Origin of the sequence: Bradyrhizobium betae, assembly GCF_050632175.1 — a bacterium.
Taxonomy (GTDB): Bacteria; Pseudomonadota; Alphaproteobacteria; order Rhizobiales; family Xanthobacteraceae; genus Bradyrhizobium; species Bradyrhizobium betae_B.
The window spans coordinates 3,386,468-3,399,551 of sequence record NZ_CP192576.1 but is presented as its reverse complement, the minus strand read 5'-3'; the positions used below and the strand labels follow the sequence as shown (position 1 = coordinate 3,399,551).

General features: G+C 65.0%; 11 protein-coding genes, 1 tRNA gene and 2 pseudogenes. 9 read left to right on the top strand and 5 right to left on the bottom strand.

Annotation, left to right across the window (positions count from 1 at the left end; translation table 11 throughout):
• Window positions 1–3: 3 nt before the first annotated feature.
• Entirely contained in the window at window positions 4–795 is a 792-nt protein-coding gene (locus ACQ86E_RS16310; protein WP_431206234.1) for an enoyl-CoA hydratase/isomerase family protein, read from the bottom strand.
• Between the two features lie 181 nt (window positions 796–976).
• Here ACQ86E_RS16310 and ACQ86E_RS16305 point away from each other — a divergent pair, with 181 nt between their 5' ends.
• Window positions 977–1,753, top strand: a complete 777-nt coding sequence (locus tag ACQ86E_RS16305; RefSeq protein WP_431206233.1) for an IclR family transcriptional regulator — start codon at window positions 977–979, stop codon at window positions 1,751–1,753.
• An 11-nt stretch (window positions 1,754–1,764) separates the two neighbouring features.
• On the opposite strand, the gene ACQ86E_RS16300 is transcribed toward ACQ86E_RS16305, so the two are convergent.
• The 4 genes from ACQ86E_RS16300 to ACQ86E_RS16285 all read right to left on the bottom strand — a co-directional run bounded on the left by ACQ86E_RS16300 (window position 1,765) and on the right by ACQ86E_RS16285 (window position 6,202).
• A complete protein-coding gene (locus ACQ86E_RS16300) occupies window positions 1,765–3,597 on the bottom strand; it encodes a heavy metal translocating P-type ATPase (protein WP_431206232.1) in 1,833 nt (610 codons plus the stop codon).
• A 50-nt stretch (window positions 3,598–3,647) separates the two neighbouring features.
• The gene (locus ACQ86E_RS16295; RefSeq protein WP_431206490.1) at window positions 3,648–4,214 is read right to left on the bottom strand and encodes a cytochrome b; all 567 of its coding nucleotides are present in this window, start codon (window positions 4,212–4,214) and stop codon (window positions 3,648–3,650) included.
• Window positions 4,215–4,391: 177 nt separating this feature from the next.
• Window positions 4,392–4,468, bottom strand: a tRNA-Arg gene (locus ACQ86E_RS16290).
• A gap of 234 nt (window positions 4,469–4,702) precedes the next feature.
• On the bottom strand, window positions 4,703–6,202 hold the full coding sequence (locus ACQ86E_RS16285; RefSeq protein WP_431206231.1) for an ATP-binding protein: 1,500 nt from the start codon (window positions 6,200–6,202) through the stop codon (window positions 4,703–4,705).
• Between the two features lie 348 nt (window positions 6,203–6,550).
• Between ACQ86E_RS16285 and rpmH the strand changes: the two genes are divergently transcribed.
• The 8 genes and pseudogenes from rpmH to ACQ86E_RS16245 all read left to right on the top strand — a co-directional run bounded on the left by rpmH (window position 6,551) and on the right by ACQ86E_RS16245 (window position 13,038).
• A complete protein-coding gene (gene rpmH, locus ACQ86E_RS16280) occupies window positions 6,551–6,685 on the top strand; it encodes a 50S ribosomal protein L34 (protein WP_008542748.1) in 135 nt (44 codons plus the stop codon).
• A 26-nt stretch (window positions 6,686–6,711) separates the two neighbouring features.
• Window positions 6,712–7,124, top strand: a pseudogene (gene rnpA / locus ACQ86E_RS16275) (ribonuclease P protein component).
• Window positions 7,125–7,140: 16 nt separating this feature from the next.
• Complete coding sequence (gene yidC / locus ACQ86E_RS16270) at window positions 7,141–8,979, top strand: membrane protein insertase YidC (protein WP_431206230.1); 1,839 nt, start codon at window positions 7,141–7,143, stop codon at window positions 8,977–8,979.
• Between the two features lie 141 nt (window positions 8,980–9,120).
• Window positions 9,121–9,773, top strand: a pseudogene (yihA, locus tag ACQ86E_RS16265) (ribosome biogenesis GTP-binding protein YihA/YsxC).
• Complete coding sequence (locus ACQ86E_RS16260; protein WP_431206229.1) at window positions 9,773–10,132, top strand: DUF423 domain-containing protein; 360 nt, start codon at window positions 9,773–9,775, stop codon at window positions 10,130–10,132. Before yihA ends, ACQ86E_RS16260 begins: the two are co-directional and overlap by 1 nt.
• 163 nt (window positions 10,133–10,295) lie before the next feature.
• On the top strand, window positions 10,296–11,183 hold the full coding sequence (argB, locus tag ACQ86E_RS16255) for an acetylglutamate kinase (protein ID WP_015689065.1): 888 nt from the start codon (window positions 10,296–10,298) through the stop codon (window positions 11,181–11,183).
• Window positions 11,184–11,341: 158 nt separating this feature from the next.
• On the top strand, window positions 11,342–12,328 hold the full coding sequence (locus ACQ86E_RS16250) for a DUF1036 domain-containing protein (RefSeq protein ID WP_431206228.1): 987 nt from the start codon (window positions 11,342–11,344) through the stop codon (window positions 12,326–12,328).
• Between the two features lie 14 nt (window positions 12,329–12,342).
• Window positions 12,343–13,038 (top strand): pyrimidine 5'-nucleotidase, encoded by a 696-nt coding sequence (locus ACQ86E_RS16245; RefSeq protein WP_431206227.1) that lies wholly within the window; start codon window positions 12,343–12,345, stop codon window positions 13,036–13,038.
• The last annotated feature ends 46 nt before the right edge of the window (window positions 13,039–13,084 follow it).

The window sequence follows — 13,084 nt, the reverse complement described above, 5'->3', positions numbered from 1 at the left end:
CGTTCAAGCCTTCGACGCGGATTGCGCGAGGAATGCCGTCACGGCGTCGCGATGCTCCGCGCTGGTGTAGCAGATGGCTTGCGCCTGGCTGCCGAGACTGAAGATGTCATGTGCGGAATGCTCGAAGGTCTCGTTCAGGATCTTCTTGCCCAGCGCCAGCGCGGTGGGAGATCCCTGAGCCAGCTCGGCTGCCCAGACCTGCGCGGCCGGGAGCAGTTCGGCCGAAGCCACCTTGCGATCGACGATGCCGAGCGACAGCGCTTCGTCGGCCTCGACCATGCGCCCGGTGAAGATCAACTCCTTGGCCCTGGGAAGCCCGACACGGCGCGGCAAGAAATACAGGCCGCCGCCATCGGGTATCAGGCCTCGCTTGATATACGACCAGGTGAATTTCGATCGTTCCGTTCCCATGACGAAGTCGCAGGCCAGCGCGGTGTCCGCACCGAGGCCCGCCGCGGCACCGTTGACGGCGGCAATCGTCGGTTTCGGCAGGCCGAGCAGCAACGACTGCACGTGGTGCACGCCCTGCTGACGGCTCCACCCGTTGAATGCGACTTCGCCCTGCGGCGACTCGAGCCGCCGCTTCATCCCGCTGATGTCGCCGCCGGCACAGAAGGCATTGCCGCGCCCGGTCAGGACCAGGGCCTTGATCGCCTTGTCACGGGCGACGGTTTCGAGCGCATCGACGAACTCGGCGCGCATCGCGTCGCTCATGGCGTTGCGCCGTTCCGGCCGGTTGAAGGCAATGATCGCGACACCGGCTTCGGCGGAAAATTCGATGAGCTGATAGGCCATGGCAAGCTCCGTGGTTGGAATCGGCTCCCGAATGCCGTTCAGGCCGTGCCATTTCCTCAATGAGCCGTGCGCGGCCGGGCATTCTTCTTGCCGGTGCCTATATCGGCTTGCGCCATCAGGCACATCCCCCTAATTCCACTTAGTGGAAATTGCTCAGCGGGAATTCCTGGGGAGGCTGGAGATGGCGCAGGCACGCAGATATGCGGGCGGGGTTGATGGCAACCGGTCGCTCGAAAGGGGCGTCGAAATCCTCAGGGCGTTCCGGCCCGGCGTCGACACGCTGGGCAATGGCGAGATTGCGGAGCGAACCGGTTTGCCGCGTTCGACGGTCAGCCGGCTGACGCGAACGCTGGTCAATTCCGGGATGCTCGACGAAGTCCGCGCTGAGCGAACCTACCGCCTTGCCGCATCCGTCATCAGTATCGGCCACGCGATGCGGACGGGATCACCCGTGCTCAACGCGATCGGGGCGATGATGCGTGCGGAATCTGCCAAGCGCCGGCTGAATGTCGGGCTAGCTACCGCTGATCGAACCATGATGGTGTATCTCGAATCGATCCGCTACAGCCCCCGCGCGGCGCTGCGCAACGTGGTTGCCGGGCAGCAGGTGCCGATGGAGTTGACATCGCTCGGTCGCGCCTATCTGGCCGGCATTGCGGAAACCGAGCGCGATCGATTGCTGAAGCTGTTCAAACGACGCAGCGCTGCGGCCACGAAGGCGCTGCTCGCCGACGTCAGGACATCGATCAGCGCCGTCGAACGCGACGGCTATTGCGCGGTGTCGTGGCAGCCGGCCGTTCTTGCCGTCGCAACGCCCATCGTGCTCGACGGGCTTCCGATCTACGCACTCAACATGAGCCTGCAAAATGTCGATCGATCCGATGCGCTGGCGAGCGAGATCGGCTCGTACCTCAACGCCTTCGCGGCCAAGTGCAAGGAGGTGCTGGCGGGCCGTTGATGAAGTGTACGTTATCGGCCGCCGAGCGCCCGCAGCGCATTCACGATCACCGCAACGTCGATCGCCTCCTGGATCAGGGCGCCCTGGACCGGCGTCAGATATCCGAGCGCAGCGGCCACCATTCCGATGACCGAGAGCCCCATTCCGGCAAAGACACCTTCCAGGGCGATGAAGCGGGAGCGCCTGGCGATCTCGATCGCCGGCACGATGCGGTCGAGATGATCCACCAGAATGACGACGTCGGCGGCCTCGGCGGATGCAGCGGCGCCTCTGGCGCCCATGGCGACGCCGACGTCGGCCGCAGCCAACGCGGGCGCGTCGTTGACGCCGTCGCCGATCATCATGACGGGGCCGTTCTTCCGCTCGGAGAGCACGACCAGAACCTTCTGATCCGGCGTCAGCCCCGCACGAACCGAATCGATGCCCAGACCGGCCGTGATCGCCTCGGCCACCTCGCGGCGATCTCCCGTTGCCAGAACGATCCGCTGGACGCCAAGGGTTCTCAAACGCTGAAGAAGAGATCGCGTGCCGGTCCGCAACTCGTCGGCCAGCCTGATCTCGCCCGCCATCCGGCCGTCGATTGCAATGGCAACAGTGGCGGCGCCGGCATCCCTTGATGGCTGGACGAAATTCTCCGCAGCTTGCGTCAATTTCGACATCACGAACCTGACACCACCGACCGTGACGGATCGCCCGTCCACGACGCCCTGAACTCCTTCGCCCGGCGTTTCGGCGACGCTGGTCGGGATGGTGAGCTTGAGCCGACGGCTCTGCGCCTCGGCAACGATGGTCTGGGCGATGATGTGCTTGGATGCCTGATCGAGCGAGGCTGCGAGGCGCAACACATCGTCGGGATCGGCATTGGCCGATACGTTGACGGCCACGACCTTCGCCCTGCCGTCAGTGAGGGTGCCGGTCTTGTCGAGGACCAGCGAATTGACGCGCGCGAGCGCTTCGATCGCCTTGCCTCCCTTGATCAGGATGCCATGTCCCGCCGCCCGGGACAGGCCGGACACGATGGCAACCGGCACCGCGAGAATGAGGGGACACGGCGTCGCAATGACGAGAACGGCGACCGCGCGGACCGGATCGCCGGTGAAGAACCAGGCGGCGGCTGCGATCAACACGGTGACCGCGAGGAACACCATCGCAAAGCGATCGGCGAGCCGCGACATCGGCGCCTTGGAACGCTGCGCACCTTCGACCAGGCGGACGATGCCGGCATAGGTGCTTTCGGCGGCACGGCGCGACACGACGAGATCGAATGCGTCGCCGGCGTTGGTCGATCCGCTCATCGCCTCGTCGCCGGCGTGCTGCTGAACCGGGATCGGTTCTCCCGTGAGCGCGGATTGATCCAGCACCGCAAGCCCGCTTGCCACGACGCCGTCGACCGGGACGACGTCGCCCTGCCGGATCAACAGACGGTCGCCCGGCGCAATCAGGTTCAGCGCAACCTCTTCCAGTCCGCCATCGCGGTGCCGAAGGGTCGTTCGAGGCACCCGCGCCAGCAGCGCCGTCATCTCGCCGCGCGCGTGGCGTTCGGCAAAGGCCTCGAGAAACTGCCCGCCGGCATACATCAAGGCGACAACGACCGCAGCCAACTCTTCGCCTACGACGAGAGCGGCAACCATCGACAAGGCAGCAACGATATCGAGGCCGACTTCACCGCGTCGCAGGCTTGTGACGATGTCGTACACGAGCACGATCAGAACCGGGATCGTGAACGTCGCCCAGACACGATCCTGCCACGCGGCCTGTCCGAGCAGCGGAACGGCAAAGCCAAAAGCGAGACCGAACGCCGGCAACACGACCAGCAGCGCTCGAACCAGGAATCCGGCAAGCATTCAATCGACCTCGCCAGAATTGCGCGACCGAAACCGGGGCAAGCCCCGCGCTATCTGTCGGCGTGAGGCAGCATTCGCACAAGCGTGCGATCGCGAAATACCCAGTGATGGATCAGCGCGGCGCCAGCGTGGAAGGCTGCGAGAATCACCAGTGCATGGGCGAGAATTTCGTGCACCTCTTTTACATTGTGGGCGAAGGCACGATCATTGAGCCACGGCGAGGGAATCTCGGCCAGACCAAACAGCGGCAGGGCGTCGCCGCGCGCAAACTGAAGCACGATGCCGACGACGGGAACCGCGACCAGCAATACATAGAGGCTGTAGTGCGCGATCCGGGCGGCAGGATCCAGCCACTGTCCCATCCAGTCGCCAAATTCGGTCGCTTCCGGCTGTGGAGACGGATCAATTGACCGCCAGGTCAGGCGCGCGACCAGAAGGGCGAGCACGGCCAGTCCCGCAGAAACGTGAACGAACAGTCCGGATTCGCGCGGCCCTCCTTTGGGCAGCACGTCGCCAAAAATCCCGAGCATCCAAGCGAGAGCAACAAGGAACACTGTCAGCCAATGCAGCGCCTGCGCAACCGCACCGTAGTCCTTCGTTGAATTGAATAGCTGCATCTCTAAAGGATATTCGCGCACGGCTGAAATGCATTGAGGTGAATCAAGCTGATCGCTCCGCGGCAGCAAGGCGCGCTTGTTCAGGCAGAGCGGCTCACGCGCGCTGCAAACGGCTTGATGCGCCGCTTGCCCGCGGCAGGGCATGAGATCTCAGCGGGGTTGTCGGTCATCGAGAAATGGCGCGCCCGGAACGATTCGAACGTCCGACCCTCAGATTCGTAGTCTGATGCTCTATCCAGCTGAGCTACGGGCGCGTTTTTCGCGAACAGTGCGAGCCTGGGCCCGCAGGCAGCCTCCGGACAGCGCCGGAGGGGTGCGAAAGAGCGCTCTGACTAACCGCTCTTGCCCCGATTGGCAAGGTCCGGTTTGGGGAGATTTTCGCGTATTTGCCCCCTGGCTCTCATTCCGGACCCGGCTTTCGGCCGTCCCGGAATGACAGAAGTCGTGGAGATCGTCCGGCCCACGCCTCGACTCGGCCCTTGGCCGACTTACGCCCTCTGCCGCTCGTTGCGGATGGAGAGGAGTTCAACGGGGCGGTCGGGGATGACGATCCGGAAGGTGGCGCCAATGGTGCCTTCGACCAAATGGATGTCGCCGCCATGGGCGCGGACGAGCTCGGCGGCGATGGCGAGGCCGAGACCGCTGCCGCCGGGGCGGCCGGAGGTCTGGAACGCCTCGAACAGGTGGTTGCGGGTCCTTTGGGGCACGCCGGGGCCGGTGTCGGAGACTTCCAGAATGGCAACCGCGCCTTCGCGCTTGCCGGTGATGCGGATCTGCTGCGCGCCGCCCTCGCCCGACGAATGGCTCTCGAGCGCCTGCGCGGCGTTGCGGACGAGGTTGAGCAGCACGCGGAACAACTGGTCGGGATCGGCGTCGACCGCGAGCCCGCGCTCGATCGCGGCGACCCAGACGATTCCAGCATCATTGGCGAGGCCCGCCGTCTCGCGCACCTCATGGACCACCGGCTCGATCATGATCAGGCGGCGGTCGGGCGCGGCCTCCTGGGCGCGGCCGTAGGACAGCGTCGACTGGCAGAAGGCGATGGCGCGCTCGAGCGAACGCACGAGCTTCGGTGCAAAGCGTTGCACCCGCGGATCCGGCACGCTGGCGAGCTGATCGGACAGAAGCTGGGCCGAGGCGAGCAGATTGCGCAGATCGTGGTTGATCTTGGATACCGCGAGGCCGAGCGCGGCGAGCCGGCTCTTCTGATGCAGCATCGACATCAGATCGCGCTGCATGTCCGACAATTCGCGCTCGGCGACCCCGATCTCGTCGCTGCGCTGGCTCGGCACGATGATGCCCGCCGAACTCTCCGGATTTTCGTGGAAGCCGACCAGGCTCGCGGTCAGCCGCCGCATCGGCCGCACGAACAGGTAATGCAGCACGAGATAGACGAGGCCCGCGGTCAGCACCGCGATGATCAGCGCGACCACCACGACGTTGCGGGAGAAGCGGTACATCTGTTGCCGCAGCGGCAATTCGTCGGTGACGATCTCGACGAACTGGGCATTGCCGACGCCGGGCCCGACGATACGGATGGCCTGGTTGCCGGTCTCCAGCATCATCTGGAACGAGCCGGTGATCGCCTCCCAGGCGGTCATGTCGCGAAGGTCGACGTCATGCTGGACCGCGACCGGCAGATTGTCGCTGGCGAGCAGCCGGCGCTGCTGACCCATCTTGATCGCGACCGCGCGGGCATTGATGCTCTTGAGGATTTCGCGGGACAGCGAATCGGGAACCATGCCGAGCGGGGCGGCGTCGAGCACGAGGGCGGCCGTGTTGGCCGCCGCGACCCGGTCGTTGAGCCGGTTCACCCAGAAGTTGGCGATCGCCGGCACATAGAGCAGGCTGGCCGCGATCATCACCAGGGGAACGGTGAGCAGCAGCAGCTTGCCGGACAGGCCGAGTCCGGCCGTCCCACGCGGCCGCGTCGCCGGCTGGTCCGGCTGATCCAAATCCTGGACCGGCTGGCGATCTGTCGCTGCCACGAAATTCGCCCCTGTTGGCCTTGGGTGATGGAGGATGCGACCCGCCCGGTGTCCGGTCAAATTACGGATCGCTAATCTGCCGAGGTGGGATGTAAGCGTTGATACGGCGAGTCGCCACCTCATGGGTTAAAAACCCCGAGCGAGCAGCGATATTCACCGGAATAGCGCGCTCTTGCGGCGTTGACGAAAACAAGGCGCTCGCATATAAGCCGCGCAATTGTCCGCGATGACCCGGTGTGATGCCGGGAGCGGCTCTCTTGGGGCCGAAAAAGGCCCGTTTTGGGCAGCATCTTCCGGGCTTTACCATCAATTCTACAGGCAAATTGCCCGGTCAGCGGAGAAAAACCCGTGAAGCGGACTTATCAACCCAGCAAACTGGTGCGCAAGCGCCGTCACGGTTTCCGTGCCCGTCTCGCCACGGCCGGCGGCCGCAAGGTTCTCGCCGCTCGCCGCGCCCGCGGCCGCAAGCGTCTGAGCGCCTGAGCCGGACCCCCTTTTGGGATTTCATCATGGATCGGCTGAGGCAGCGGGCGGACTTCCTCGCCGTTGCCAATGGCGCGCGGGTGAATAGTCCCGCGTTCGTCCTGCAGAGCCTTGACCGAAAAACCTTGGCCGCGACGACAGCGGCCCGATCCGGATCGGCTTCACCGTTACCAAAAAGAACGGCAACGCCCCCCAGCGCAATCGCATCCGGCGCCGGCTTCGCGAACTGGTGAAGCGGCTCGATCCGGTGTCGATGCAGCCCCATCATGATTATGTCCTGGTCGGCCGGAGGGACGCGCTCTCGCGCGACTTCGCCACCATGCTCGACGATCTGCGCATAGCATTTACGAAGCCCGCGCGGCATATGCCCAAAGGATCGGCGAAGGGACGCGGCCAGAGGCCCAGCCCCGCTGCCGCCGCCGGCCGCAAACCCGATTGATGACGAGACACCAGTGATGACCGACAATCGCAATACCATCCTCGCCGTCATTCTATCGGGCCTGGTGCTGATCGCCTGGCAGTATTTCTACAACGTGCCGGCGATGGAGAAGCAGCGCGCCCAGCAGCAGGCGGCCGAACTCCAGAAGGGCACGCCGCAGCCGACGGCGTCGGCGACGCCGGGTGCAGCGCCGCAGCCCGGCAGTCCGGCTCAGCCGTCAGCCACGACGAACCAGCAGGCCCAGCCGGTCGTTGCCCGCGAGACCGCGATTGCCGCCAGCCCGCGCGTGAAGATCGACACCCCGCGGCTGACCGGCAGCGTCTCGCTGAAGGGCGGCCGCATCGACGACCTCGCGCTGGTGCAGTACCGCGAAACGGTCGACCCGAAATCGCCGGCGATCATCCTCTATTCGCCCTCGGGCACCGCAGAGCCTTATTACGCCGAGTTCGGCTGGGTGGCCGCGACCGGCGTGACGGCGAAGATGCCCGATGCCCAGACCGTCTGGCAGCAGGACGGCAGCGGCAGCCTGACGCCGACGACGCCGGCGGTGCTGAAGTGGGACAATGGCGAGGGCCTCAGCTTCCGCCGCACCATCGCGGTCGACGACCACTATCTCTTCACCATCAAGGACGAGGTGAGCAATGTCGGCAACGCGCCGGTCACGCTCTATCCGTTCGCGCTGATCTCCCGCCACGGCACGCCGCAGGTCTCCGGCTACTACATCCTGCATGAAGGCCTGATCGGCTATCTCGATGGCTTGCAGGAATACGCCTACAAGAAGATCGACGAAGCCAAGGCGGTGAACTTCAAGGCCACCAACGGCTGGCTCGGCATGACCGACAAGTACTGGGCCTCGGCGCTGCTGCCGGACACCAGTGCCCCGCTGCAGGCGCGTTTCTCGTCGAACCCCGTCGGCAACGTCCATACCTACCAGACCGACTATCTGCTCGACCCCGTCACCGTCGCAATCGGCGGCAGTGCGACCGCGAATGCGCGGCTGTTCGCGGGCGCCAAGGAAGCCGGCGTCGTCGGCGTGTTCCCGTTCGCCGGCCTCGGCGGCTACAACAAGGAGCTCGGCCTCAACCATTTCGATCTCCTGATCGACTGGGGCTGGTTCTACTTCATCACCAAGCCGATGTTCCTCGGGCTCGACTTCTTCTACCGCTTCTTCGGCAATTTCGGCATCTCGATCCTGCTCGTGACCGTGATCGTGAAGCTGCTGTTCTTCCCGCTGGCAAACAAGTCCTACGCCTCGATGGCGAAGATGAAGTCGGTGCAGCCGCAGCTTGCGGCCCTGAAGGAGCGCTATCCCGACGACAAGGTGAAGCAGCAGCAGGAGATGATGGAGATCTACCGCAAGGAGAAGATCAATCCGGTCGCCGGCTGTCTTCCCGTGGTGATCCAGATCCCGGTGTTCTTCTCGCTCTACAAGGTGCTGTTCGTCACCATCGAGATGCGGCACGCGCCGTTCTTCGGCTGGATCAAGGACCTCTCCGCGCCAGACCCGACCAATCTGTTCACCCTGTTCGGCCTGATCCCGTTCGACCCGACCACGCTGCCGCTGTTCGGCCACTACCTGGCGCTCGGCATCTGGCCGATCATCATGGGCATCACGATGTGGTTCCAGATGAAGCTGAACCCGACGCCGCCGGATCCGACCCAGCAGATGATCTTCAACTGGATGCCGCTGATCTTCACCTTCATGCTGGCGGGCTTCCCGGCGGGTCTGGTGATCTACTGGGCCTGGAACAACACGCTCTCGGTCCTGCAGCAGAGCTTCATCATGCGCCGCAACGGGGTGAAGGTGGAGCTGTTCGACAATCTCAAGGCAACGTTCGCGAAGAAGGCGACGTAGCCGTTCGGCATTATCGGGCCCAATGCCTCCACATCGTCATGCCCGGGCTTGTCCCGGGCATCCACGTTTTGGACGCGCGCTCTGAGGATAGACGTGGATGGCCGGGACAAGCCCGGCCATGACGAAAGGTGAGACCTTCGCATGACCGACGACAAAGATGCGAAGCTGATCGAGGCCGGGCGAAAGCTGTTCACCCGCGACTGGCAGTTCATCTGGGCCTCGCCCTCGGTCCAGACGCTGCCGCCGATGGACGGGCTGGAGATCGCCTTTGCCGGCCGCTCCAATGTCGGCAAGTCCAGCCTGATCAACGCGCTCACGGGGCGCAACGCGCTTGCGCGCACCTCGCATACGCCGGGCCGCACCCAGGAGCTGATCTTCTTCGAGGTTCCCGGAAAAAAGACCTGCGCCTGGTCGACATGCCCGGCTATGGCTACGCCAAGGCGCCCAAGAGCCAGGTCGCATCCTGGACCGAGCTGATCCACAAATTCCTGCTGGGACGCTCCAGCCTCGCGCGCGTCTACGTGCTGATCGACGCGCGGCACGGGCTCAAGGAGGTCGATCTCGAAATCCTCGGGACGCTCGACCGCTCCGCCGTCAGCTACCAGATCGTGCTGACCAAGGCCGACCAGGTGAAGGCGTCCGAGCTTCAGACCTGCATCGCCGAGACGGAGGCCGCACTGGCCAAGCATCCGGCCGCGTTCCCGAACGTGCTTGCGACCTCGTCACGCAGCTCGACCGGCATGGCCGAACTGCGCACCGCGATCGCCAGGCTGCTGGAGGAGCGGAGCTCGTGATGGCGCGCCTGCTGATTGGGCTTGCCGGTTTGATGGGCGCCGCCGGCGTCGCGCTGGCCGCCGCCTCCGCCCACGGCGCCGATGCCAGCCGTCTCGCCTCGGCCAGCGCCATGTTGCTGTTTCATGCAACCGCCATACTCGCCGCGGTCGCGCTGCTCGCGCGCGGACTTCTGCACGGCGGAATTGGCCTCATTGCCGCGTTCGGCTTCGTGATTGGCGCCGTGCTGTTCGCGGGCGACCTCACCTTGCGGCAATATGCCGGCCATTCGCTGTTTCCTTACGCGGCCCCGACCGGCGGAACGGTGATGATTGCGAGCTGGCTGGCGGTGACGCTGGCGGCGGTGGTGGCGAAGCGCTGAAACTGTAGCCCGGATGGAGCGAAGCGCAATCCGGGGCCGGTGGGCGTGGCACGAATCCCGGATTACGCTTCGCTTCATCCGGGCTACGCCGCACCAACGCTTTGCGCAGCGTCCGCCAATCGGATAGAACGCGGCCCGATAGTCCCGCCAGCGAGACCGCGACATGACCGACATCTCCCCGCTCGACCAGGCCCGTATCCTGTCCGAAGCGCTGCCGCACATGCAGCAGTATGACGAGGAAACCATCGTCATCAAATATGGCGGCCATGCCATGGGCGACGAGGAGACCGCGAAGAACTTCGCCCGCGACATCGTGCTGCTGGAGCAGACCGCGATCAATCCGGTGGTGGTGCACGGCGGCGGGCCGCAGATCGCGACCATGCTCAAGCGCCTCGGCATCGTCTCGGAATTCGCAGCCGGCCTGCGCATCACCGACGCCGCGACCATCGAGATCGTCGAGATGGTGCTGGCCGGCTCGGTCAACAAGCAGATCGTCGGCTACATCAACGAAGCCGGCGGCAAGGCCGTGGGCCTGTCGGGCAAGGACGCCAACATGGTGAAGGCGTCGAAGACGACGCGCACCATCATCGATCCGGACTCGCACATCGAGAAGGCGGTCGACCTCGGCTTCGTCGGCGACCCCGAGAAGGTCGACCTCACGCTGCTCAACCAGCTGATCGGCTATGAGCTGATCCCGGTGCTGGCGCCGCTCGCGACCTCGAAGGAAGGCCAGACGCTGAACGTCAACGCCGACACCTTTGCCGGTGCGGTCGCCGGCGCGCTGAAGGCCAAGCGCCTGCTGCTGCTCACCGACGTGCCGGGCGTGCTCGACAAGTCGAAGAAGCTGATCCCGCAACTCTCGGTGAAGGACGCGCGCAAACTGATCGCCGACGGCACCATTTCCGGCGGCATGATCCCGAAGGTCGAGACCTGCATCTACGCGCTCGAACAGGGCGTGGAGGGCGTGGTCATCATCGACGGCAAGATGCAGCACGCGGTGCTGCTCGAGCTCTTCACCAACACGGGCACGGGAACGCTGATCCACAAGTGAGAGACGAGTGGCCAAGGAAACGGGGCGTCATGCCCGGGCTTGTCCCGGGCATCCACGTTCGTTCTTTGCCGAGGCAAGGCGTGGATGGCCGGGACAAGCCCGGCCATGACGAGTTGAGACAGCGTCGCCCCAGCCACTCTCTCCTCACGCGTTTCCTCATGGCCCTCCCGGCCGCGGCCGTCTCGTTCGTCTTTTCTTCCGCGCCCGCCTTCGCCGACCTCAAGATCTGCAACCGCATGTCCTATGTCGTCGAGGCCGCGATCGGTATCGACGACAAGGCGGCGACCGCGACGCGGGGCTGGTTCAGGATCGACCCCGCCACCTGCCGCGTGGTGGTGCAGGGCACGCTCTCCGCCGACCGCATCCTGCTCAACGCCCGTGCGCTCGGCGTCTATGGCGCATCACCGATCCCGCAGAACGGCAGCGACACGCTGTGCGTGGCGCAGGACAATTTCGTCATCGCGGCCGCGCGGCAGTGCCGCAGCGGCCAGACCCAGGCGGCCTTCACGCAGGTGACGCCGACGCAGGGCGACGACGGCAATCTGGTGACGTATCTCGCCGAGGATTCCGAATACGACGACGAGCAGGCGCGGCTCGCCGGCATCCAGCGGCTGCTGGTGATCATCGGCTACGACGTCGGCGCGATCGACGGCGTCGACGGACCGAAGACGCAGGCCGCGCTGGCCGCGTTCCTGAAGAGCCGCGGGCTGCCGTCCGACGCGGTATCGTCGCCGAGTTTCTTCAAGACCATGGTCGATGCGACGCAGACCCCGTCCGCGAGCGGCTTGACCTGGTGCAACGACACGCCGCACAAGGTGATGGCGGCGATCGCCACCGACGACGGTAAGTCCGTGACTAGCCGCGGCTGGTATCGCCTCGATCCCAAGGCCTGCCTGCACCCCGACGTGACGGGCCAGCCGAAACAGATCTTCAGCTTCGCGGAAGCCGTGGACGCCGACAACCGCGTCATCAAGCTGAAGGACAAGCCGCTGAACTGGGGCGGCGACAGGCAGCTCTGCACCCGCGAGACCAAATTCGAGACCGTTGAGCAGACCGATTGCGGCGCGCGCGGTTTCGCGGCGACGGGGTTTGGTGTGGTGGACATGTCGAGCGGCGGCAAGACGCTGCGGTTTGCGATGCCGTGATTGAGAGAGCTTTGATGAAATCCCCGCGCGCCTTCAACCATGTCGACACCTGGGTGTTCGACCTCGACAACACGCTCTACCCGCATCACGTCAATCTGTGGCAGCAGGTCGATGCGCGGATCGGGGAGTTCGTGTGCAACTGGCTGAACGTCACGCCGGCGGAAGCGCGCAATATCCAGAAGGACTATTACCGGCGCTTCGGCACCACCATGCGCGGCATGATGACCCTGCACGGCGTGCGCGCCGACGACTACCTCGCCTATGTCCACAAGATCGACCACTCGCCGCTGGAGCCGAACCCGGCGCTCGGCGAAGCCATCGCGAAATTATCGGGCCGCAAGCTGATCCTGACCAACGGCTCGGTCGACCATGTCGACGCGGTGCTGGCGCGGCTCGGGTTGGCTGCGCATTTCGACGGTGTATTCGACATCATCGCCGCCGGCTTCGAGCCGAAGCCGGCGCCGCAGACCTACCGGAAATTCCTCGAGGACCATGCGGTCGATCCGGCGCGCGCCGCGATGTTCGAGGACCTTGCCCGCAACCTCACCGTCCCGCACGACCTCGGCATGACCACGGTGCTGGTGGTGCCCGACGGCACCAAGGAAGTGGTGCGCGAGGACTGGGAACTGGAGGGCCGCGATGCGGCCCATGTCGACCACGTCACGGACGATCTGACGGGGTTTTTGGCGGGGTTATCCTACCCCAGATAGCGGTCATACCCCGCGAAGGCGGGGTATCCAGTAATCGCCGGCATCT